The organism is Enterococcus florum (assembly GCF_004309355.1).
In the GTDB taxonomy this organism is placed as follows: domain Bacteria; phylum Bacillota; class Bacilli; order Lactobacillales; family Enterococcaceae; genus Enterococcus_A; species Enterococcus_A florum.
In genome coordinates, this window is record NZ_BJCC01000033.1 from 1 (window position 1) to 24084 (window position 24084).

The window sequence follows — 24084 nt, forward strand, 5'->3', positions numbered from 1 at the left end:
AAAATCGACCCCCAAAATATTAGATTTTTGGTCTAACTTTTGGGGGTCGGTACATTTTCAATGGTCTTTTTGCTTTTTCATAATATAAATAAACTTATGAGAGGTTATTTTGAAACTTGATATTAGCGCCTTAATAAAATGTTTATTGTTTTATATTGCTTCACTAATTAAACATCTCATCATTCAGATTTTGAAACCAAAAAAAGTTTGATCCGTAGACCAAACTTTTAACTTTATTATTTATCTATTCTTCAACCTATCAAAAATATATTTACCGTAAATTGTCAAAAAGGGGCTAGTTTCTCCTATCTCTAAAAAATTTATAAATGTTTGCCCTTTGTATTCTTTCTCTAGCTTGAAGAATCCACCAAATTCTTTTTTGGACAATAGATTTAGCTCCTCAATTATCGGTTCATTCACTTTGACGTTTAAATTATCAGCTAAAAATTGTCCTTCTTTAAACGTGGTGTGAAGTAATTAGAAAAAACTTCACACCTTTTCTCAGCAAAAAAACAGTTGGAAACGTTGAAAAGACAATGTTTCCAACTGTTTCTTTGCTATAAAGTCGGTATTTACTACCCCCCTAGTTAGATACTGGGGGTTGACTCTTTGTGGCGCTGGCGCGCCACAAAGACGAGCTTCTCAGCCCGCCGCTTAGCACTAAAGTGCAGCGACGTTCTGAGGCTCGATTAAAGAAATATCCACTTTATATAAAAAAACTACTTTCCGCTACAACGAAAAGTAGTTATATTTCTAGAAAAATATGTTGAAGCTATTCATTAGTTTCTTTAGATTGGCAGCATCCCAGGGCAAGTATTCCGCTATCGTTAACCCCACGATGTCACTCGCCTCAGAAATTGCCTTCATTGTCTCTTCAACTTCCATCAAGCTCATTTTTCCTGATTCAGAAGGAAATTCTTTTACTCCTGGCTCTGTAAAGTACAGCGAGCGAAATGTATTTGGATCAAGTACATCCAAGTCAAAGTGTACAACCAGCTTAGAAAAATTACGCTCTGCAACCCATTGTTTGATATCTTTAGGACTAATACGAACCTCATTTTGTACTTGATAGTTCAATGCTAATTCTTGCATTACGCGTTTTTCATCTTTCGTGGGCTCTTGTAATCCCACAAAAAGTACAGAATCAACACTGAAGGGATTTTCAACTTTTTTCGAAAGAAATGGATCGCCGTGACCGAACAAATTTCCTAAAACCATGGCATGCGCATGGTGATAAATTTCTGGAGTTGAAATATCAGGATGTGAATCTATCCAAATAACCCCTAATTCTTCTCCATATTTCCCCTTTAAATAATCAAACGGAGCTTGTGAGACGAGACAATCTCCTCCTAAAGTGATGATTTTATCCGGAGCTTCTTTAGTGATGATTTCTGTCACTAAATCGATAGTTGCTGCAACTCTGGTCAGTCCAACAACGCCATTTTCTTTTTGTAACGGCCCATTATATTCTGGGATAGGAACCTCAAATTCCTTTTGCTCTGGGTTTTCAGGTGCTAGCCAAGACAGCAACTGAGACCCAAAAAAGTAATTCGGTTTGTTGCCCCCTTGCCACTGGGGAACTTTTAATCTGATTGTAGTCATTTTTACGTGCTCCTTCATTTCTTCTTTCTCTACTTAATTATACAAGAACTGCTTAAGTAGCTGGCGAAGCAGTATCAACTTTTTCAGTTTCAAACAATTTTTTTCCATCCGATTCAATAACTGCTTTGTACCAATAAAAACTCTTCTTTTTATACCTGTCTAATGTGCCTGACCCGTCGTTGTGTTTATCGACATAAATGAAGCCGTATCGTTTTTTCATTTCACAAACACTGTTACTTACAATATCGATGGGGCCCCAACTGGTGTAGCCTAACAAATCAACCCCATCTTCTAAAGCTTCATAGACTTGCTTCAAATGTTCTCGTAAGTAATCAATCCGGTATTGATCGTCTACGATTTTCTCTCCATGTTCATCCTCCCTCAAGGTATCCACTGCACCTAGCCCATTTTCAACAATGAACAATGGTAACTGGTAACGATCATAAAGTAGATTCAGCATATATCTTAGTCCTTGTGGGTCAATTTGCCAGCCCCATTCTGATTCATCTAAATAAGGATTTTTTACCGCACTCATGATATTTCCTCGTGCTTGGATGTTCAACTCCTCATCCGCAGTTGCACAATAGCTCATATAGTAACTGAATGAAATGAAATCAACAGTATTTTTTAGCGTCGTTTTATCTTCTTCTGTGATTTCGACAGCAATATCATTCTCTAGAAAATATCTCACCATATAGTTGGGGTATTTTCCTCGTGCGTGAACATCCGCAAAGAAAAAAGTCTCTCTGTCTTTTTGCAGTGCTTCCATCATATCATTTGGATGTGGCGTTAAAGGATACATTGGTCCTCCAGCAATCATACAGCCGATTTTTAAGGAAGGATCGATTCTATGGCCAATTTCGGTAGCGGAGGCACTTGCAACTAATTGGTGATGAACTGCTTGATACAACTCCGTTTTACTGATATTTTCTGGCTTTTCTATAATACCAGCCCCGTTAAAAGGTGCATGCAAGACCATGTTGATTTCATTGAATGTCAGCCAATATTTCACTTTCTTCGCATATCGATCAAAAAGGACTTCAGCATATTTTTCAAAGTGTTTGATAATCTCTCGATTTGACCAGCCACCATACTCAGTGGCTAAGTGCAAAGGCATTTCGTAATGGGAGAGAGTGATCATTGCTTCTATATCATAGTTAGCCAATTCATCTAACAAGTCATCATAAAATTTTAATCCATGCTCATTAGGCTCTAAATCATCCCCATTTGGAAAAATCCTTGCCCAAGAAATAGAAATTCGTAAAATTTTGAAGCCCATTTCTGCAAATAGTTTTACGTCCTCTTTATAGCGATGATAAAAATCAATCGCTTCTTTCTTTAAATAATCGTTTGGGGGTGGGATCATGATTTCGCCAAACACACCATAAGGCAATGCATCCGCGGTAGACCAGCCCTTCCCGTCTTCTAAAGCCGCACCTTCACATTGATTCGCGGCTAAGGCTCCTCCCCATAAAAAATTTTTAGGAAACTGCTGGTTCAACATTAGATGTCCCATTCATTCCACTCACTTTCTCTTTTGTTACTTCCAAAACTTTGTCTCCACGTTTTACAGAAGACCCCAGTTTTTCAAAATTAAACTCTTCAAACTCCGTTGAATTGGTTATAATGACCATCGTCACAGAATTGTAGCCTTCCGATTGAATCCTATTTAAGTCGCATGAAACCAATGGATCGCCAACTGATACAACATCGCCTGAAGAGACGATTGTTTCAAAGGCTACACCATTTAGATTGACGGTATCCAATCCGATATGAACCAGAATTTCTACTCCAGCATTACTCATTAAGCCGATCGCATGCTTTGAAGGAAAAATGTTTAATACTTTGCCAGAAACAGGAGAGACTACCATACCATTGGTTGGCATAACCGCAAAACCCTGTCCAAGCATTCCGGTTGAGAAGGTTTCGTCTGGAACCTCTGACAAAGGCATGATTACGCCGTCCATTGGACTAGCTACTTCATCTTTGCTTTGACTTGATACAGCCACTTCTTGATCAGCTGCCAGAACGTCTTTGTATCCCCATACCCATACGGCGATGAAGGTAGCAATAAAACCGATAACCATGGAAATAGAGGCATTGATAACATTCGTCCAACCATCGGGACCAACGTAGGCAACTAATGCCAATAATCCTGGGGATGAAAAACTAAAGCTTTTCACTCCGGTAATCCCTGCATATAATCCCCCAAGTCCACCGCCAATCATTACAGAGGTCAACACCTTTTTGTATTTTAAGGTCACTGCAAACAAAGCTGGTTCAGTCACTCCAAGAAGGGCAGTAACACCGGTAGTGACCGCAGTTTTTTTAAGTGCTTGATTTTTTGTTTTGAATGCCACTGCTAACGATGCTGCACCCTGAGCAATATTACTAGGTAAATTTCCAGGACCCGCAATGGTTTCATACCCATTTGATGCAATTGATTGCATCATAAATGGCACTAATCCGTAGTGCATTCCTGCCGTTACCATTAATGGGAAGATCGCACCGGTAAGTGTGGGCACGACCCATCCAGCATATCCTTCGATTGCATTCAAACCATTACTTACACCAATACCGACAACAAATCCTAAAGGTCCTAAAACGGTAAACGTGATAGCCGAGATACGAGATAACCAAGATGCTCAGTAAAGGCTTGAAGAAAAATTTCAACATATTGGGAATGACCTTATCCAACAGCACATCGAAATACTTCAGGGCAAAAACCATTAAGATAACTGGAATTACACTCGCATTATAAGAGGCCAATGTTACCGGAACTCCAGAAACAGAGACAAAATTCAAATTAAAAGCATCAGTAACTAATGCACGGTAGTCTGGATGAAGCATCGCTCCTGCAATAGCGACCGCGATAAATTGATTTACGTCCAGTTTCTTGGCAGTAGTGAAGGCTAACATCACTGGTAAGAAAAATAATGGCGCATCTCCGATGAAATTGACAAAGTAATAGAAATTACCTTCTGTATTGATCCCAAATAAAACAGCTAAAGCCAGTACCGATTTAATTAATCCTGCACCAATGATTGCTGGAAGAATTGGTGTGAAAATTGCTGGAATGAAATCGAAAATGCGATCAATCATTCTTTTTTTAGGAGCCGACTCAGAAGAATCCGAGGTCCCATTTCCTAATTTTGCATGGATGACTTTGTAAACATTGGGAACTTCATTTCCAATGATTACTTGAAATTGCCCTCCGCTTTTGGCTACACCTAAGACACCAGTTATTTGCTTTAAACCCTTTTCATCTGCTAACGATTCATCTCTTAAGGTAAATCTCAATCTAGTGGCACAGTGGGTAAAGCCGACTACATTATTTTGTCCCCCAACTTTGCCAAGAATGGTCGTTCCTAATTGCTCGTAATTCATTTTATTCGCTCCCTTATTCGTTTTTCCGGTTAACCTTGTCTGTACTATAGCATCGAATAAAAGCGTTTTCTTCGCAAAAAAAGGAAATTGGAACAATGAGTCACAATTTCCTTTTCTTGGTTATCTGTTTTTGATACCTAGGTATCAAATTCTATGTCATTATGGATTTTGTTCGTGATTACATCGATGGCATTAGTCTTATTTTGCTCATAATCTGAAACCAATTGAGAGATAAACAAGATATCTATTACATAATTTGTCGCAGTAATTGCTGTGATCACTTCCATGCTAAGGATTAATTTCTTTTGATAAATTTCAAAATATTCATCACATTGCTCTGACAAGCGACCATTCCCCTCATCACCAATGCCGATAACAAATGCACCTGTTTTTCTTAAATACTTTGCCACAGCAACCATCATTTTATTTTTTCCGGTAAAAGACAAAACGATGGCAATTCTATTTTTTCTTCTTTGTGTTGCCAAAATGTAATGCTCATTCATTCCATCATGTGCCTCAGACTCGATTCTTAAAGTAGAAAATTTAAAAGCGGCAGTTTTGGCAACAGAATAGGTTATCCCCGTTCCGTAAATATCCAATTTTGAAACATGCTTTAAACGATTAAGCACTCGATTCATTTGATTTGGATTTATCGATAATCGCGTGTCTGTAATAGCCTTTTCATAAATGGATGGAACAATATTCATGACCTCTTTGTTAGTAGTCTCCTCATTTACTGGTTCTTCATTTAAAAGTTCAGTTAAGCGTTTCGTTTCAATCATTTCTTGTGACAGTTTTTTCTGTAAGTCAACGAATCCAAATAGCCCAAGCTTTTTACAAAAACGAATAATAGTTGCCTTACTTGTGAAGGTTCGCTTTGCTAAGTCCGCAATCGTAATCTCGTTGATTTCAAGTAAATTCTCCAAAATATAGTTTGCTACAACGATCTCAGTATTTGTAAAGTCGTTTTTCTCTTCTAGTTTGTCTATAAGCATTTTCCCACCTCGCTTTGCTTTCGGCTCTCATTTTATGATAGGAAATAACTAAATACTATGCAAATTCATAGTAGGGACTTTCGAAACAGACTTCATGATAAAAGCAGAAAATCTTACTCATTAAACAGTTCTTCTTTTTTCTTGGCGATTAATGGTTTGCCAAGTGGTACATGAATTTTGGAGAATCCAAATAATGACGCTAAAGAACAGTAGAATCCGCCAAAAGCGATAATCAAATAGCACATATGAATGATTGTCTGAAAAAAATCAGGCAAGATCCCTAGATCGAATAAGCCGCTCATAATAAGTTGAATTGCCCCTACACTAAAAACGATCAAGGGCATTAATGGTCCGTTCAACATGCCACAGACAATCGGAATAACAGATAGGCCGCACCACAACCAAACAACACCTAAAATTCTTCCATCTAAAGGATTGCCATTAGTAGTCATGAAATAATTGACTATATTCGTACCTCCTCCAATACCTCCAAAGGCTGTCGCAAAAATTAGAAAGACATTGCCATTAATTGAATCACCCTTCACTAGGTAGGTTATCGCTCCAATTAAGTAGGCAGGAAAACAGCCTAGCTGAATCACCCCTAACAATAATAGGGCACTAGTATCAAAAAAACCTGTACTGACCCCATAAAACATGATTGTTAGCATGGTGAAAATAAATAGCATCGCAGGACTAGGTTCACCATAAGTTCGTTGGTTTTTCATTTTAAGTCTCCTCCTATAAAAAAATTATCACGACATAACATAGGCTCTTTCAAATCCAGTATGAACAGCGTTAGCAACTCTGCCTGTTTGGAGCGCATCACCAATTAGCAGTACATTCTCGTGTTCCTTTTTCATTTCTTGATACAAGCTTTTTTCTGGTCGGTTTCCTAATGAAAGAATAAGGTGATCAAATGCGATTGTTTTTCGTTTTCCAGCAGGTACTTCTTCGACAACAACCTTCCCATGATCGACTTCCATAAGTTTGTGGGACAGCAGCATTTGCGACTGACATTTTTCCAAATTTTCTAAAACGGTAACTAAATTGTCGGGACTAACTTCTGGCGCCAGCTTGGGTTGCATTTCGACTAACGTTACATCATTTCCCATTAATGCAAAATGCTCAGCCGTTTCACAGCCAGTCATGCCACCACCTATCACCACAACTTTCTTATTTTCGATCGCATAACCAGCTGCCAAAGCTTCTGGAATGGTCAAATAGTTTGAACCGCTTAATCCTTTGATTGGCGGAATGATTGGTGTTCCACCCGTAGCAATAAAGACCGCATAAGGTTCATACGCTTTTATTCTGTCTACAGTTGCTTCGGTATTTAGCAGCAAGTCAATCTGCCGTTTTTCGATTTGCGTTTCGTAATAAGTAACGAGTGCCTTTAGTGCCTCTTTATCTGGCGTACGTGCACCAAGTTCCGCTGCACCACCAACAAAATTTTCTTTTTCAAAGATTGTGACTGACGCACCACGGTCTGCACAGACAAGGGCCGCTTCGATTCCAGCCGGACCAGCACCAACAATGACGATTTTTTTACCAACCAAATCTCGGTCCAATAATGGGAATTCACGTTCTCTATTTGTTCGACAATTGACCGCACAAGCACTCTTTCTAAACAGTCCCTGTTGATCCAGACAATACAAGCAGCCAATACACGGCTTAATATCCTCCGCTCTGCCTTCCTTGGCTTTTTTTGCCCATTCTGAATCTGCGTAAATTCCTCTTCCTACTGCCGCAAAATCCATTAATCCTTCTGACAGGTATTCTTCAGCCTGCTCAGGCAGCTTAATCACATTTGTCGCAATGACTGGAATAGAGACAGCCTCTTTGATTGCTTTAATGATGTAGGATTTCCAACCGGATTTGATGGTCGTCGGTTCAATAATCAGGTATCTTTTTTCCTGGTTCGCATTGTTGACACTGATACAATCAACGCCTAATTTCTCTAGTGCTTGGGCAATTTTTATGCCTTCTTGTAAATCATATCCATCTTCCATAAACTCATCCGCGCTGAAACGAACACTGATCGCAAAATCCTTTCCACAGGCTGTTCGAATACCGGTTACAATTTCTGCTAAAAATCTGAACCGATTTTCAAAGCTGCCGCCGTATTCATCTGTTCTTTGATTTGAGTAAGGACTTAAAAATTGATTGATCAAATACCCACCAGCAGCCAACACCTCGACTCCATCGATCATCGAATTTTTTAACATTTTCGCAGCGTTCACAAATTTGCCAATAGATCTGTGGATTTCCTCTTTCGTCATTTCTTCTGGTATTTGTTCATACAAAGAAAAACCGATGGGACTTGGTGCGACAATTCTTCTTCCTGATATTTCTGTTGGAACCGCTTGTCTGCCCGCTTGATAAATTTGAACCATCACTTTCGTATCATATTTATGAATCGTTCGAGCCAATTTACTCATCGCTGATGTGTATCGAGGATGCGTCAGCTTTAACTGCGAGCCTTCAAATGACTGACTGAATTCTTCATCGACACTTGCATAGGCAGTGATAATTAATCCTACCCCAGCCTTCGCTCTTTCTTCATAGTACGTAATTAAATCTTCGGACATTTCTCCATTAAAACCAGCACCTAACACTTCTAACGCAGGAAAGACAATTCTGTTTTGAATTGCCAATGGACCAATGTTACCTGGCTCGAATAAATGATTGTATTTCATAAAAAAACTCCTTTCCTAGTTCATCCTTTAATAAAAGTCTAAAGTATGAAGTAAGTTCAGAGTCAATAGATTGTTCAAAATTGAACAATTGGTAAATAAATTTCGTAATAGCGTTCTTCTCTACCATGATCATAAAACGCGCCGATCAGTCGTGCAACTAGCATTTGTTTATGCTGATAACCCTTTTCTGAACACCACTCAAGCATTGGCAGGATATCCTGCATTTGAATGATTGCATCCGTTTTGATAACCGTGTACACATTCAGCTGGCTTTTAACCCGTTTTACTGGCGGCTGTGTAAAGATCCCTTTTTCTTCTGCCAAAAGCGTTTCTACAGAAAAACCAAATTCAGGCAGCTTTGTTTGGTTAGATAAATCAAAAAAAGCCGTACAGGAAAATAAATTCGGATGATCCATCACCTGCTCATAAATGCCTGATTGAACCAGCTCTAGGTTTAACTGGTCCTCAATCGAATAAGGATAAAAAGCATAATTAATATCAGGCAACAAGGTATAGGTTTGCTTATATTTCTCATATGTCGATTCTGCCAACAACGAGCGATCAATCTGATCAATCATGACGAGCTGTTCTTGAATATTCCTTTGAAGCTCCTCCTTTTTTCTTTGCAAGGCCTCTTTATTTTCCTGCAAGGAAGCTTCTTCCATGATATGATCCACTTCCTTGATAGAAAAATTAATGTTGCGCAGCTTCTTACAATCATAGAGTTTCTTTATATCAGACATTGAATATTCCCGATACGTGCTGTCCTCGATTCTTTTAGGAGAGATAATCTTTTTCTTTTCATAAAATCGAATAGCTTCTGGAGACATCCGCATAAGTTTAGAAATTAACCCTATTCTGACTTTTTCCGACATTCCTGCACTCCCTTTCAAAAGGATAGACTTCATTAGCAAGCTCATTTTCACTCAAAAGTTTAAGATATCATTATTTGTGTATTGTATCACATACATTGGGGTGAACCAGGGCTATCCGCATTCATATTCCACTATTTTAGATTCAAACATTGAGTGGGAGAGGAGGTTATATAATGATAATAAAATTTACATTCCACTATTTTAGATTCAAACGATATTTTACCTTTTGATTCGTTTTTCTTAATCACCATTTACATTCCACTATTTTAGATTCAAACTGAACTTTAGTTTCACCCGGCGGTGCTAAAAACCATTATTTACATTCCACTATTTTAGATTCAAACATAGTAAACCTTGTGTGTGAAACTTGATGTTGCTCGATTTACATTCCACTATTTTAGATTCAAACGCAGCAGTCGAACATCCGATTTTCCGTCCACCTCTATTTACATTCCACTATTTTAGATTCAAACACAAACGCATAAAGTTCTTTTGACAACTCTTCTTTATTTACATTCCACTATTTTAGATTCAAACATTAGGATCATTTCTCGCCTCTTCTAAAGCTTTTAATTTACATTCCACTATTTTAGATTCAAACATTAGGATCATTTCTCGCCTCTTCTAAAGCTTTTAATTTACATTCCACTATTTTAGATTCAAACGTTTACGAGTAGTTTCTTCTACTACCGCAATGACTTATTTACATTCCACTATTTTAGATTCAAACCCGCAGGGGTCTTTTCGATAAGCCTAATCATGTGCATTTACATTCCACTATTTTAGATTCAAACTAGTGTGTGTGTACAAGGATTGTTCTGATAGACTAAATTTACATTCCACTATTTTAGATTCAAACATATCTTCGATGATCGAATCCTTATCTTCGGTCCAAATTTACATTCCACTATTTTAGATTCAAACTGTGAATGACGCTGTTGCTCGTGGTAAGTTGATCGATTTACATTCCACTATTTTAGATTCAAACTGAGTCTCAATTAGCAAACTCTAAACTGTATCAACTATTTACATTCCACTATTTTAGATTCAAACAGCATTGAGTTCCGTGGGTGTTGAAGCCGAGGCCGGATTTACATTCCACTATTTTAGATTCAAACTGTGAATGACGCTGTTGCTCGTGGTAAGTTGATCGATTTACATTCCACTATTTTAGATTCAAACTGAGTCTCAATTAGCAAACTCTAAACTGTATCAACTATTTACATTCCACTATTTTAGATTCAAACAGCATTGAGTTCCGTGGGTGTTGAAGCCGAGGCCGGATTTACATTCCACTATTTTAGATTCAAACAATCTGTTTCTTTGTTTTGGTACTCAACAATTGTTGAATTTACATTCCACTATTTTAGATTCAAACTTGAGCCAGTCGAATCCTTCACAAGCCATTAAAGAATATTTACATTCCACTATTTTAGATTCAAACCATAACACAATATTTCCACAAGGTTATTCATATTGGATTTACATTCCACTATTTTAGATTCAAACATTGGAGCGTTCTATTACTTCGAACTGTTCGCTGTTATTTACATTCCACTATTTTAGATTCAAACGGCAATTCGAACACAGCTTGATTGTCATCGTTTAGAGATTTACATTCCACTATTTTAGATTCAAACCAAGTGGCAAGGCAAAGTACCAATGACGTTACAAATTTACATTCCACTATTTTAGATTCAAACTTGAAACAGCGATCCATTTTGTACACGTGGACTATGATTTACATTCCACTATTTTAGATTCAAACACAGCAAGGACATGCACCTGACCTATGACATTAATATTTACATTCCACTATTTTAGATTCAAACCAGATTATCTGTTAGGGCGAACTGACAATCCATACTCATTTACATTCCACTATTTTAGATTCAAACCTCACCATCGTAGTTTTTAATGAATTGACTATCGACATTTACATTCCACTATTTTAGATTCAAACTTGTTGAGCGTTACAGGAAAGCTTGCTAAAGGTACATTTACATTCCACTATTTTAGATTCAAACAATGAATTCAATTGACAAGGCTATTCGTAATTCTAAATTTACATTCCACTATTTTAGATTCAAACTTTATTAGTGAAACACAGATTATACATTGTAATTAATTTACATTCCACTATTTTAGATTCAAACTTACCTCCAAGTATTTGAATGAACGTCCATTTGAAAATTTACATTCCACTATTTTAGATTCAAACTTTAAGTTAAATATTAAATCGAAAGATGTAGAAGAATTTACATTCCACTATTTTAGATTCAAACACTTTTTATCTTAGAAATACACAATTGTGGCATTTATTTACATTCCACTATTTTAGATTCAAACATCGTACCTTGTTTTGTCAATATTGATATCGTCTCGATTTACATTCCACTATTTTAGATTCAAACGGTATGGTTCCCTTCAACCAATCTCAGTACGATGCACATTTACATTCCACTATTTTAGATTCAAACTTTATTAAATAATGCAATCTAGTTACCGAAACTATAATTTACATTCCACTATTTTAGATTCAAACAATAAGAAACACGATGATGCCAATCAAGTTTCAGTATTTACATTCCACTATTTTAGATTCAAACCACTTTGATGGGAAAAGATGGACAACCGGGAAATACATTTACATTCCACTATTTTAGATTCAAACCCATTTTCCGAATATCAAAGTAACCCTTGTCTGCTATTTACATTCCACTATTTTAGATTCAAACAATTTTCAAACAAAAAGCCGAACGAATTAACAGCAATTTACATTCCACTATTTTAGATTCAAACTTAAAACCGTTAGGAAATGATTCTAATTTTCCATCATTTACATTCCACTATTTTAGATTCAAACAAAAAAACGTGCATTTTGTCATTTGCTAAATCGTTTATTTACATTCCACTATTTTAGATTCAAACCTTCTAAACCGATAATACTTTTGACATGCGTCTCTATTTACATTCCACTATTTTAGATTCAAACCCTACTCTGATTATACGTACTCTTTAAGAGCAGCAGCATTTACATTCCACTATTTTAGATTCAAACGTGGGCCCTGTCGCCCCAGTATCTCCTTTTGGACCCTGATTTACATTCCACTATTTTAGATTCAAACCTGGATTAAAGAAAATCAATCAATAGTACAAGCTTTATTTACATTCCACTATTTTAGATTCAAACCTTTCTTGCAGTGAGTATTGATCACGTCTGCTTCAATTTACATTCCACTATTTTAGATTCAAACTAAATAAAGTAATTGTCTATCTGTTCCTCAATCAAATTTACATTCCACTATTTTAGATTCAAACACTTGTAAATACTTTGTCACAGTTCGTACCTCTTATTTACATTCCACTATTTTAGATTCAAACCATCATAGATAATGAATGTAGGGATGAACATGATAAAATTTACATTCCACTATTTTAGATTCAAACAATTTTGCCATCTACTTTTACAGGTAATCCATCCACATTTACATTCCACTATTTTAGATTCAAACCCCGCCTTGATTATATCTTATTCTAACAGCTTCAAAACAGCTATTTCTGTCGACCGACCAATTTTTAGTGTTCCGTAACATAAATATAACAACGATTTTTCCAAAAAGCTATTAGTACCAATAGAATTTTTGATCTGTCGTAACTAAGGGTTTTTCGTATAATTCATGGTCGACAGATATGAGCTGAGAATCAAAAGCTTTCTTCACTCTTCAAAAAAACAAAAGCGCTAATTCTTTTAGTTTGACTCGATAAATCTGATGTCTCCTTAAGGGTGACGCTTATAGCCATTAGCTACAATAGCCCACCTATAATCTGGTACAAACTTATTTAGTCATAAAATCTAATCCGAATTTTTGATCATAAACGTAATTGTCCTTCAATAAAACTTTTCTGTATTGTTTTTCTGTTATTGCGTTCATTGACAACAATTGATAGTACCTTCTTCCAGAAATAGCAATACCCTCGCCAACTAAGTCTTTGCCTTCTTGTTCTGCCAATGAAATATCTTCTTCCAAATAAATTTTTATTCGCATATCACTATTTCGAAAATACTTAGCCGCTTCATTCTTATTGTCAGCAATATTTTGGTAGGGCTCTTCTTCCAAAATAAGCATTTCTCCATCGATGGCTTGACGGTTTGTTAAACCAAAAATTTTGCGAATCTCTTTTTCAGCCTGTGCAAATTCACTTTCAAAGAATTGTTCGACTTTCTTTTGTTGGTAATAATCACTTAATAAGTCTTTACGATCGACCATGTCCAATAACCATGGTTCGTTTTTCTTCACTTTCTTTCGACCCTTTTTCAACAATTTACTTGTCTCATCCAATAATATCTGGTCATAAACGCTATAAGTTTTTGGTTTTAAAAGATAAAACAGCCCACCATCTGCTAGTTTTCCGCGACGATTGTTACGTCCCATTCGTTGAACCAAAGAATCCATAGGTGCTAAATCGGAAATAACAACTGGAAAATCGATGTCTAAGGCAATTTCGACGACCTGAGTGGTCAGCCAAATTTGTCCTTCTTGCTGCGTGATTTGACCATATAATCGTTTCGAATCGTTCTCTTTAAAACGACCATGTAAACATTGGACCGCTGTACCATCAGGTAATTCATTCTTCAATTTTTTGTAACAACGAATCACACTATCTACATCATTTAAAATGATCAGAACTTGTTGATTCTTGCTAAGAGCCTGCTGACTGATAGCAACAATCTCCATTTCCTCATGATCCATAGAAAGCTGAATCGTTTTCTCATCTCTCTTAACCGTATCGACCTGATGAATTCCTTCATAGTTAGACAGTTCTGCCAGTCTCTTTTTATAGGATGCTGGAAGAGTTGCGGTCATTAGATGAAATTTTGTATTTAGATGCTCCATAGCATAATCCATCAGCAAAATAAAAGCCAAAAACATTCGCGGACTCAATAGATGAATCTCGTCGACACAAATCCGCGCCTCTTTCATCACGGCTAGAACCTTCTCGTAAGCTGGATACTTGAACAAAGTCATAGCAATTTGGTCCACAGTAGCTAATAAATACGGCTTCGCAAAATTGCGTGCTAGTTCAATGTCATTGGCTGATAAAGATATTTCAGCAGCATCCTCGTCCTCTTTAGTCTGATAAAGATGTAACGTACCATGCAGCACGCCAACATTTTTTTGACCAAACTTTTCTACTGCTTCTTGGTAAAAGCTCATGGCACTAATCCGATTGGGAACTAGGTATAACTTTTTGGGCGCTGTCAAACGATCTGAGCAAATAGTTTTTCCAGCGCTGGTGAAGGCTTCTGTTATCACTAACGGCTGCTCTGCAAATTGGACTATTTCCTCTTGTAACACATTGAACTTGGCTTGAGCATTGCCAGTTCGATGTTGGATAAATGAAAGCAGTTTTTGATCTGTCTCAGCTTGCTCTTGCTGCGTAAAATAGTAATTAAAGGATTGTCCTTCTTGGCTGGAAGCTAAATGATCCAACAAATTGATGAAGCCTTTTACTTCGATATAAAGTTGATTCACTTTCTTTCTATTAGATGAAAGTTCGGCTTCTGTTAAATCCACCTGGTTCTGCTGGGCAAGTAAGTCAAAAGGTTCTTGAAAATCGCTGTAATATTCAAAGTTAATCTTTGATACCTCTTTAGGTAAAGACATTGACAACTCGTCGGCCAACACCTCTTCAATATCAGTAAAATCAAAGTTTTCCTGCTGACTTATAATATCCTGATAGATATCATAAAAAATCGCTTCTTCAACTGCTGTCTGTCTCACATCGTAATATTTACCAAAGCTGCCATGATGGTACATCACTGCCTTTAACAGTACTTGCTTTTCTAACCAGCTAAGATCCGTTCTATTCTGCAATGCAGAATAGAAAAAAGCTGGACTCAGCAAATTATGTTTCATCTCCTCTTTTTCAGGATTCGAACAAGTAATCAAAAAGGGGGCTGGAGATAATTCCCCATTTTCCATCATCCCCTGATAGATTTTATTCTGAAATTTACTATTTATCTTCCCTAGATCATGCCAAACACAGCCTTCTCGAATCATCTGCTTCTCTTTTTCCGGAAGCGTAATTGCAGATGTCATGATTTGGTCATAGCAATTCAGCAAGTCCTGCGTATGCTCCGCCAAAGTGCGGCTATTTTTGACTTTTCCAATAACTTTAGTTGACGACTTTGCTAATAAATATCGCTTCTTCACTTATCAATCACCTCACATCCATACAAAATATTCATTCTGTCCGTGGTAGTTGCAGTAGGCTAGTGTTTGATTCTCCGGATACAGGCCTTCATCTAAATAGACATAGTTCTTGATCTGGTATTCACGATCAATCTTCTCGGATTTGATGTCACGGTAAGTGTGTGCCAAACGAAAGATTGGTCCAGCATCTAGAATCTTATCCGAGGTAGTATCTGAAACTGGTAAATAGCATTTATCCAATTTGATTTTTTGCTGCAACAATTCAAGCAGCGGCATCCCCGGTTTGGTCTTCACATCTAAAAGAACCGGTTCAACTGGTACAAATTTACTAGTGCCGCTGCTCCGATCAATTTTTCCCAGCATAGCAAAATCTTCCTTACGGCCTAAAGAAAGATATCTTTGCGGATGTAGCAAATGCTGATGGACTCGCTGCAGTGTTTCATCACTACCGGTAATATAAATCGTTAACTCCAGCTCCCGCAAGACTTCCACATGCATAATTCGATTACCGACTATATTGTCCTTAAAATGACGGTAATTCCTGCTATCCGTTCCGTCTGTCAATTTTTCTCGCTTAAGAAAGGTCTGATATTCTTTCCAAAACGTACCGATCTCACCTCGTAAAAAATGGGTCTCTTTGGCAACAGATAAACCTGATATAGCGACTTGCAGCTCCTCGTCAAATCGTTCATCACATAAATAAGCCAGCATCCCAATGACAGTTGTTGGAGTCGGCAGCGGCAGCGTTCCAAGATAATTATCCTGAGAAAAACGAAAATCGCGAAAGTGAGCAGTTGGCTGATAAAGTTGGAATCGTAATGCTTTTGTCATTCCTATCCGCTCCTAATCTTTCAAATACCACTCATTGTCCTGAATGGCTAAGCGCTCCGCTAATTGTTGGATGGCTTGGACTGGTTTAGTTGAGATTGCCTCTTTGTCCACTAACAGATTTTTATCAGCAGCTTTGATTGTATCCTTTAATTGATAAGCTGCCTCAACCTCTTCAATAGCTGATAAATCGATTTTTAATTGTGTTTCTCCTTGCATCTCATTTAACCGAACTGCGTCCCAATAATAAGGGATCACTTTGTCAAAGGCACCTCCGAAAACAGCCAATGGCTTCAGCAAGACACGCTGATGCTTAATATCACGAGTCAAGATAGTTAGCGCGTTGAGAATGTCCTGAACCGCTTGCATTCTTAATTCATCTGGCATATATTTTCTTTCTGCTAATGGGACATAATGATATTTCCCATCTTTATTTTTAGCTACTTCACTCATACCTATTCGATCCAGCTCAATTGTTACTGTATAAGTATAGTAATCTCCGAAAACTTCTTCATTTGCCAAGGCTTGCGTTGTGGGCACTTCTTCATCTGGAATTATTTCTCCTTTTTCGCTAAACCGGTTCCGTTCTAAATCCAAGTTCAAAAAACCACGATTGGTAATTAGCTGGGTGTCTCCCCTATAGGGTGTCACCGAAACAAAAGGAATCACTCTCAATGGTGATGTTTTGGATACACCATCATTTGGCAGTAAAAAGCCAAAAACATCCGCTTCTAGGTTCTTTTCTGTCAAGTCCTCCACATTGTTGAAATACGAGTTGCTAGACTTAATCGTTAAGTCATTTAGTTTCCAGCCAAAATTTTCAAACAAACATTTCCGTAGCTCATAAGTGAAAGTAGCTACTGATGTCATCGCATGAATACCATCCTTAAAAAAGAACTTTTTAATCGGTGTATAGTTTCCAAAACCCTGATCATTTGATAAGGCAATTGGACTTTCTGTTAAAACAGTCAATGTGATACATGAAATCTTTTGCATAATAAAATCCCTCCATCGTGTTGATTTTTAATTTAATCTTCAGCTCTACCTAGACTTTACTCTATAAGTCTTTGTCTACTAATTCTTATCCTTTTTCTTCATTGCCAATAATCCTTGAATAATCTGGCCGACGTAATAATGATATTCTTTGCTAGAAGAATAAAGGATATCTTCTGTCAAACGTGTTGGCATATTACTGAAGCTTTCAGCTTTTCCTTTTTCTGTAGTAGTAAAATAAAGATGCAGCAAATCTTCATGCATTTTGGTACGATTATCATTTCTTAGCAGCTGAGTCAAACGAAAACCTAGACTTTTTCTATTTTCCATCTGAGAAAAACTATTACCAAAATGCCAGTACATCTTTCCGCGTTTTTTTATTTCTTCCATCATTGTATCTTGTACCTTCCCTTCTATCCTTTTAGTCAATAGTTCAATAAGAAAATCCCCTTGAACTTTGTAGTTATGCGCAATCATCTTTTCATCATCAGTGATAATATTATCCAACAAGGTTTGGTAAGCGCTATCGAAATTATCATTTGAAATATATCTTTTTAAATGGGTGATTAATTCATTTCTGTTCTTCAAACGATCTGGGAAGCTAAATTTATCTACCAAGTCCATCAAAATCAACTGCATTCTTAAACTCTCATAATCAATAATCTCCTCTGCCTCTAAAAGAATACCCTGATTCGCATGTGTAGTGACCTGGTAGAGCCGAATCTTTGAAGACCGTCCTAAACTCGCAACTTGGTAGTAAAAACCTTGCTTAGTATATGCATGTTTCTTCAATTGAATTTTGCGCTGCAACAGGTAGGTGATTTCGAGACTGTCAGTCATAACTATATATTGTGGTCTCTCCATTTTTACATAAAGCAAAAACAACAAATTAAAAAACTCACATTCAAAGCAAATCGCAGATGCTTGATTCATCCGACCGTAGTTCGAAAACGTATTATTCTCGCTGCCCTTAAAAGTGTACAGGTATTTTGAATCTGTACGGATTTCCCTTTTGTTTACCTTTATTTTCTCAATCGTCTCAATCGCATATTTATGGGTAATATCATAAAATGGTGCTATATTTTCTTGGCAAACGGAACAGCATGCCCCTCCCCCATACAGCTCGAGATGCTCAGGTTGTTTCAATAAAGTATCGAGAAAAAGCTGCAGCAGCTCATTCAAATTTCGGTGGAAATTAGCAACTGAGCCCGCATTTGCACCGAATTTTCCGCTATTTCGCAAATAAGGGAAAAATATTTTTTGGCTTTTATCAACGATTTTCTTTCTCTTCGCATCAGGGACCTTGCCCTCTTCAAGAAGTTCAACTAAACAGTCTTTAGATGCATCCTCCAATTTATCTAACAAATCATCTGATAGCTTTTCTACTGACAAATCCCGAACAAACGCTCGATAAAGTTGATCCACAATTCGTGCAAAAATTGCCTCTCGCAAATTATAGTTTTCTGGAATTTTGAAGCTTAAATGATTGCGATGCAGCTTCGGTTGAATACGATTCTCCTTATCAAGTTCTCTCAGCATCTGATAAAAGTACAGGATGCCTGTGTCACGGACTAACTCACCGTTTTTCAAAATATTAATCTGCATAGGCTGCCTCCTCGATTAGTTCCAACATGCCGAAACCCGAACCTGAGATCGAGCCAATTCCTTCCTTAAGGAAAAGGTTTAACAAATAAGGTTCTCCTTCTAAACGAAACGTTCCGAGACTCGCTTCAATGTATTTCTCATAATGCTGCACAACCGTTTTTTTCATTTTGATCGGGGTGAAAACAAGCGACTCTAAATCTTCTTTTAAACTATCACCATAGAAGTTTTTCCATTTGTATAATGTATTGGCCTTTAGGGTTGCTACGAATGCTTCTTCATTTTGACTGACTGAATAATACCAATCTTTCTTAGTTTCTCGATCATGATCTCTGGCAACAATGGGACTTATTGTCCGGAAAATCGCTGCATTTTTTCGAATCAGTGGTTGAGTGACAGGAACAACAGAAAGGACAGTCACTTTATTTTTAGCAAATGGCACCTCTTCCTCAATAAGGTTAGCAAAAGCATTTTGAAAAAGTACCGCTGTTTCAGCATCTCCTGTCGAAAAATTGAAAATCAATTCTTTACTAGGCACTATGATTTCTTCTTTTCCAAATACAGCGTTTTTCAAATAAACACTCCATGTATAATACTTTTGAACATTTTGATCAAAAAGCTCATGAAATTTTTGTTGATCCTGTTTCTCAATTGCCGTTTTGATCAGGCTTAAACAACTTCTCCGATAATTGATTGGTATGTTTTCATTTTCTAAAGAACACGTCATTTGTAATTGCACGATCTAACCTCCCTATTCTCATAATTTAGTAACGATCTCCTTCTTGTAAAGCTAGTAAATTGAAATTCCTTCCCTCTTATATTGCTCCTAACTTCTTCTCTAAAACAAAATTTTCACTAACTTTACAATCACCTTTGCATAAACGTCATTAGTGTTCGAATGACGAGTAAACACTTTCCTTAATATCTTCGTTCCTCTCCTATAATATTTTGTAGTCGTTCAGCAAGTTCTTGACGAGTAACAACTTAAAATGTATCTTATGATTGTTAAACCCTTAGACAGATAATTCAACTGAGAACACACTTTGTCATTTTTACCTTAAGAGACAGAATGAAACATGAACGTAAATAAGATTAACTGAGGCCGACAAAAAAACCGTTTTCTTTACTGTTTATTCTACAATATATAGCTCCTCCTGTATATAGTTATAAACAAAAAATATGAAAATTGAGTTCTTAAATCGACTTTGGTATAATTCGAACTGTCAGAATATAATCTAAAACAGTGAAGTATAAATGTATAAAGTTATAGTATTTTATGCTCTTAATCTAAAATAGTGTAATCCCATTTTAAATCAGCTTTTCTATTCTGTGATATCCTATACCCTCTATTTCTTGTTTTACAAAGATAGACCCTTTCTGAGGATGCGAGTATTCATAACCCGGCCTAAGTCCAAGCTGGTAAGCATTCCAGCTATAATCAGAAAGTAAAAGGATAAACAAAACACTCACCCTGTACAGAGCGAGTGTGGACGATCACTATCGAAATAGTTGGTATAAAGTCAACATGAAAAATAAGAACCTAAGCACTGTATCTCACAGTATTTAGGTTCTTATTTCTATTTTTGCAATCATTCAAATTAAGTTTCGTTTCACCATTTTTATCGGAACAACTCCGCCAAACTTCTATTGCTTCATCCCAAAAAGATCATCAACTCAATAACTACCAGCACACCAATCAACAACACCAACCCTAATGGATGGTAAGGATTGATCGCCCAACCGAGACCAAATGATTTCGGAATGACGATTGGTGCATACCTTCCGCTAATCTTATCGTCTTTCGGAATAATCAGAAAGAACCGCACGATCGAAAAGATAAACACGACAGCTACAATAAGCATTGGTATTATCTTTTGGTCGGAAAGCTCAGGTATTCGACTCATCACAAAAGCACAAACTACCGTCAGCAGCAACATCACCACAAACACTGTATCAAAGATTTTCCTGCGCTTGGTTCGTTGGATTAGTTCTGCATCTTTCTTCATCTTGTCCATTAATCGTTCATCACCCTTCAACAATTCGTCTAAGGAGAGTTGATAATACTCGCTAATTGAAATGATCATTGGAATGTCTGGAAAATTCCTTCCGACTTCCCAATTTGAGACTGTCTGCCGGGAGACATGAAGATAATCCGCCACCTCCTGTTGAGTCAATCCCAATGACAATCGTTGTGCTTTCAATTTTTCGCCTAGCAAAGCTTCGTCCTCCTAAATCAAAACTACTTGTTGATAAGATAAGTTACAAGCAAGATACCAAAGCACCGTAAAAAAGGCAAGCTCGAATGACAAGCATTACGATTAGATCAACGTTTCTAGTGATTAAAACGAACGAATCTTTTTATAAAAATCAGACCGTTAACACCCATTAACCCGTAGCCTCACCTAAGAAGCCAAACCAACAAAGCGGCTGCAAATGTATATGCAACCACTTCTTGTACTTTTTTCTCATGACGATCTAACTCTGCTTGGTCTGGCACTACAAAGCTGAAATAATCCAACCCCAAATCCTGCTCTGTGATTGCAGGAATATTGTTTCCTAACCAGATTTTAGACCCAATATGGTGATTCAGGATCATTTAGATAGAGGCTTCGCTGTAGCCATGATCACTCGTTTCAATCAAGAAGGCTTCAATCGTTAGATATGCTTTCGAATAATCGCTCAAAAAGCCAGTGAAATAAACGGATTACGTCATTTCACTGGCTTCTCTTCTAAAAACTCCTATCTTCTCCCTACCCCGCCAACTCATCAAACTGTGAGTTATACAGTGCAGCGTAATAGCCATCTTTGGCTAGTAATTCTTCGTGTATTCCTTGTTCCTGGATATCACCGTCTGAACTTCGTTAAAGGAGCGTTTTTTTCCCGTTACCCACATATCCTAATTGATCTAAAATATAGTAATAAGAGCTTTTAATCATATCGAGTTGCTCATCTCTTGGACATCGAAGTTCTCGATAATCCAAAATAGGAATTTTATGACGAAAAAGCTCTATTAAATAACTTTTATCCTTAATAAATAAAATGATATTTCCCTGACTATTTTTTTTCTTTATTTTTTGCAATTCCTTCAGATCTTCTTTTTTTGATAAGTCGGTGGTTAGAAAATAAATATTTCTTGTACTTATTAGAGCCATTCTAGGTTTAATATCTGTCAGTTTCTTACATACAATCATTTGCATGCTCAGCTTTTTATCAAAATCGGAGACAAATTTTCGAATGACTTTTTTTAGCCATTGTCGTCGAAAAAAATTAGGTTCTGATATAAAAATAGTAAACACCGGTTTCATTACATTCATCTCCTCTTTTGAATATACAGGATGATACCTCCTAAAATAAGTAAACTATAGCCAGCAGCTTGAAACACATTACGTTTCTCATAGGTGTCAGGTAAATTATCGCCATTTTTTTATTACTCCACTTTTGACCACTCGGCTTTTTTACATCTGTAGAAGTATTCTGTAAATCAGTATCTCGCTTGTACTGGAAACATTCAATTCAGTAAATAGACTAGTGATGCTAAAATAACCAGATCTGCTACTCCAATCCTTTTCTTCGTCTCTTCTATCTAACGGACAAATCTGTCTTAAGAAACAAGTCAAACAGCCTCGACAACTTTCAAGAGATTGTGTTATGCCGGTTTCTGCTGTGCTTCAATTTCAAAATAATCGCCTAATTCTTCTATTAATCGTGTTGTAACATCGATCAAGAAGCTTTTAGATTTCCTGATTCCGACAAAAGAGTAAACGTTCGGCTTATTTTCCATGTTGAATGACCTCTGATTTCTTCCAAACCTGAGCAAACACATGATAAAATCCGATAGATTCTAAAATGGTCAACCAGGTTTTTGGAAGGGGAGAGGTTGATGACAACAACTGAAAGTGCATACCCACCTGCGTCAATATACCAATGATTGTAAAACCTACCATAATTAGAATCAGCTTGATTAACACATCTTTTTCATAAGCTACTACTTCTCTTTTGTTTGAATTGAGCTTGTACACACCATAAATTAAGTTAACGATCAACGCTGCTCTTATGAGTACCCATACAATATTTATCATTATTTCTTCCCCACTTCTCTCTTTATTTTTACCGACTATAAATTAACATTTCATCGCGCTTACCACAGCACCAATTCCAATCCTAGCAATAAAACAAATAATGGATATTTCTAGTGAAAGCTGCCTGATCGTTCATTTTCCATCAATGCCAAAAACTTTTTTCAATTCCTTTCTCGAACCCTCAAGGGCCGTGACAAAAGCAGTATAATTCGCAACGTGAAAGCTAATACGTTCTGCTAACAATCGGGCTAAAACCGGATAATCTTCAAAAAATCGATAAGCCGTTTTGCTTGCCCCAAAGCGACGTTTCATACTATAGATGAAACGATCATTAGGTGTTTCTCCCTCAAAACACTGCAACTGCTTTTGCTGCTGTTGTAAAGAGAAAACAAATAGTTCTTCAGCCCACAATGATTTTCTTTCTAGCCATTTTGATACATTATCAGTAACATCTGACGAATATCCATTATTGTTTAAATGATCAATGCGTTCCTTAATTGATATAGCATAAACTAAATTGTTCGTCATTCTGTCTTCACGCTCCCTTTTAATGAACATTGAATCGTTCATTTATCTAACCCGTTTTGTTGATGGTTAAACTATACAACGCTCTGAAAAATAGTAATATGCGAATACCTTAAATGGTCGATATCTCACCTTGAATGAACTTTGTCTTTGTTAACAAATGCTGTTCATGGTGAAAAAACAACCGTTTACGGCATTCAACTTTCTATTTACTCCCTTTTACTTAAAATCTAAAACTTGAAACATAAAAATATACGCTAATCCTTACCATAAAAGGATTTTTT

The 24084-nt window shown here is 36.9% G+C and carries 19 protein-coding genes, 1 pseudogene and 1 CRISPR repeat array; all 20 genes and pseudogenes read right to left on the bottom strand.

The genetic code is table 11. From position 1 onward, the window contains the following. Positions 1–240 precede the first annotated feature (240 nt). Entirely contained in the window at positions 241–387 is a 147-nt protein-coding gene (locus NRIC_RS19355; RefSeq protein WP_175580139.1) for a hypothetical protein, read from the bottom strand. A 366-nt stretch (positions 388–753) separates the two neighbouring features. After that, positions 754–1602 carry an arginase family protein gene (locus NRIC_RS16815; protein ID WP_146623876.1) on the bottom strand — a complete coding sequence of 283 codons (849 nt, stop codon included), beginning with the start codon at positions 1600–1602 and terminating at the stop codon, positions 754–756. Positions 1603–1654: 52 nt separating this feature from the next. After that, positions 1655–3106 (bottom strand): glycoside hydrolase family 1 protein, encoded by a 1452-nt coding sequence (locus NRIC_RS16820; protein ID WP_146623892.1) that lies wholly within the window; start codon positions 3104–3106, stop codon positions 1655–1657. Then, positions 3084–4160, bottom strand: coding sequence for a glucose PTS transporter subunit IIA (locus NRIC_RS19750; RefSeq protein ID WP_146623877.1), 1077 nt, complete (start codon positions 4158–4160; stop codon positions 3084–3086). The genes NRIC_RS16820 and NRIC_RS19750 overlap by 23 nt, the downstream gene beginning before the upstream one ends. A gap of 4 nt (positions 4161–4164) precedes the next feature. Then, positions 4165–4989: a PTS transporter subunit EIIC gene (locus NRIC_RS16830; protein WP_146623878.1), complete on the bottom strand. Its 825-nt coding sequence runs from the start codon at positions 4987–4989 to the stop codon at positions 4165–4167. A 137-nt stretch (positions 4990–5126) separates the two neighbouring features. Continuing rightward, positions 5127–5984, bottom strand: a complete 858-nt coding sequence (locus NRIC_RS16835) for a MurR/RpiR family transcriptional regulator (RefSeq protein WP_146623879.1) — start codon at positions 5982–5984, stop codon at positions 5127–5129. Between the two features lie 113 nt (positions 5985–6097). Then, complete coding sequence (locus tag NRIC_RS16840; protein WP_146623880.1) at positions 6098–6709, bottom strand: hypothetical protein; 612 nt, start codon at positions 6707–6709, stop codon at positions 6098–6100. A gap of 27 nt (positions 6710–6736) precedes the next feature. Beyond that, positions 6737–8680, bottom strand: coding sequence for an NAD(P)/FAD-dependent oxidoreductase (locus NRIC_RS16845; protein ID WP_146623881.1), 1944 nt, complete (start codon positions 8678–8680; stop codon positions 6737–6739). A gap of 74 nt (positions 8681–8754) precedes the next feature. Continuing rightward, positions 8755–9555: a helix-turn-helix domain-containing protein gene (locus tag NRIC_RS16850; protein ID WP_175580140.1), complete on the bottom strand. Its 801-nt coding sequence runs from the start codon at positions 9553–9555 to the stop codon at positions 8755–8757. 119 nt (positions 9556–9674) lie between these two features. After that, positions 9675–13070: a CRISPR direct-repeat array (repeat unit 29 nt; unit sequence ATTTACATTCCACTATTTTAGATTCAAAC). Positions 13071–13394: 324 nt separating this feature from the next. Continuing rightward, positions 13395–15773 carry a CRISPR-associated helicase Cas3' gene (cas3, locus tag NRIC_RS16855; protein WP_146623883.1) on the bottom strand — a complete coding sequence of 793 codons (2379 nt, stop codon included), beginning with the start codon at positions 15771–15773 and terminating at the stop codon, positions 13395–13397. 12 nt (positions 15774–15785) lie between these two features. Further along, positions 15786–16604: a CRISPR-associated protein Cas5 gene (cas5, locus tag NRIC_RS16860; RefSeq protein ID WP_146623884.1), complete on the bottom strand. Its 819-nt coding sequence runs from the start codon at positions 16602–16604 to the stop codon at positions 15786–15788. A 12-nt stretch (positions 16605–16616) separates the two neighbouring features. Further along, positions 16617–17597, bottom strand: a complete 981-nt coding sequence (gene cas7i, locus NRIC_RS16865; RefSeq protein WP_146623885.1) for a type I-B CRISPR-associated protein Cas7/Cst2/DevR — start codon at positions 17595–17597, stop codon at positions 16617–16619. Positions 17598–17675: 78 nt separating this feature from the next. After that, the gene (locus tag NRIC_RS16870) at positions 17676–19199 is read right to left on the bottom strand and encodes a hypothetical protein (RefSeq protein WP_146623886.1); all 1524 of its coding nucleotides are present in this window, start codon (positions 19197–19199) and stop codon (positions 17676–17678) included. Then, complete coding sequence (gene cas6 / locus NRIC_RS16875; RefSeq protein ID WP_146623887.1) at positions 19189–19935, bottom strand: CRISPR-associated endoribonuclease Cas6; 747 nt, start codon at positions 19933–19935, stop codon at positions 19189–19191. Before cas6 ends, NRIC_RS16870 begins: the two co-directional genes overlap by 11 nt. Positions 19936–20848: 913 nt before the next feature. Next, complete coding sequence (locus NRIC_RS16880) at positions 20849–21412, bottom strand: helix-turn-helix domain-containing protein (protein ID WP_146623888.1); 564 nt, start codon at positions 21410–21412, stop codon at positions 20849–20851. Between the two features lie 182 nt (positions 21413–21594). Further along, positions 21595–21783, bottom strand: a pseudogene (locus tag NRIC_RS16885) (VOC family protein); the annotation flags it as partial. Between the two features lie 274 nt (positions 21784–22057). Then, positions 22058–22501 (bottom strand): hypothetical protein, encoded by a 444-nt coding sequence (locus NRIC_RS16890; protein WP_146623889.1) that lies wholly within the window; start codon positions 22499–22501, stop codon positions 22058–22060. Between the two features lie 341 nt (positions 22502–22842). Next, positions 22843–22977 carry a hypothetical protein gene (locus tag NRIC_RS19755; protein WP_265416121.1) on the bottom strand — a complete coding sequence of 45 codons (135 nt, stop codon included), beginning with the start codon at positions 22975–22977 and terminating at the stop codon, positions 22843–22845. Further along, a complete protein-coding gene (locus tag NRIC_RS16895; RefSeq protein ID WP_146623890.1) occupies positions 22967–23275 on the bottom strand; it encodes a hypothetical protein in 309 nt (102 codons plus the stop codon). Before NRIC_RS16895 ends, NRIC_RS19755 begins: the two co-directional genes overlap by 11 nt. Before the next feature lie 132 nt (positions 23276–23407). Then, positions 23408–23845: a hypothetical protein gene (locus NRIC_RS16900; RefSeq protein WP_146623891.1), complete on the bottom strand. Its 438-nt coding sequence runs from the start codon at positions 23843–23845 to the stop codon at positions 23408–23410. Positions 23846–24084 lie beyond the last annotated feature (239 nt).

Bases quoted from the DNA above. Each gene is read 5' to 3' on its own strand.
- NRIC_RS16815 (WP_146623876.1), bottom strand. From the start codon at position 1,602: ATGACTACAATCAGATTAAAAGTTCCCCAGTGGCAAGGGGGCAACAAA.
- NRIC_RS16820 (WP_146623892.1), bottom strand. From the start codon at position 3,106: ATGTTGAACCAGCAGTTTCCTAAAAATTTTTTATGGGGAGGAGCCTTA.
- NRIC_RS16830 (WP_146623878.1), bottom strand. From the start codon at position 4,989: ATGAATTACGAGCAATTAGGAACGACCATTCTTGGCAAAGTTGGGGGA.
- NRIC_RS16835 (WP_146623879.1), bottom strand. From the start codon at position 5,984: ATGCTTATAGACAAACTAGAAGAGAAAAACGACTTTACAAATACTGAG.
- NRIC_RS16840 (WP_146623880.1), bottom strand. From the start codon at position 6,709: ATGAAAAACCAACGAACTTATGGTGAACCTAGTCCTGCGATGCTATTT.
- NRIC_RS16845 (WP_146623881.1), bottom strand. From the start codon at position 8,680: ATGAAATACAATCATTTATTCGAGCCAGGTAACATTGGTCCATTGGCA.
- NRIC_RS16850 (WP_175580140.1), bottom strand. From the start codon at position 9,555: ATGTCGGAAAAAGTCAGAATAGGGTTAATTTCTAAACTTATGCGGATG.
- cas5 (WP_146623884.1), bottom strand. From the start codon at position 16,604: ATGACAAAAGCATTACGATTCCAACTTTATCAGCCAACTGCTCACTTT.
- cas7i (WP_146623885.1), bottom strand. From the start codon at position 17,597: ATGCAAAAGATTTCATGTATCACATTGACTGTTTTAACAGAAAGTCCA.
- NRIC_RS16870 (WP_146623886.1), bottom strand. From the start codon at position 19,199: ATGCAGATTAATATTTTGAAAAACGGTGAGTTAGTCCGTGACACAGGC.
- NRIC_RS16890 (WP_146623889.1), bottom strand. From the start codon at position 22,501: ATGAAACCGGTGTTTACTATTTTTATATCAGAACCTAATTTTTTTCGA.
- NRIC_RS19755 (WP_265416121.1), bottom strand. From the start codon at position 22,977: ATGGAAAATAAGCCGAACGTTTACTCTTTTGTCGGAATCAGGAAATCT.
- NRIC_RS16895 (WP_146623890.1), bottom strand. From the start codon at position 23,275: ATGATAAATATTGTATGGGTACTCATAAGAGCAGCGTTGATCGTTAAC.
- NRIC_RS16900 (WP_146623891.1), bottom strand. From the start codon at position 23,845: ATGAACGATTCAATGTTCATTAAAAGGGAGCGTGAAGACAGAATGACG.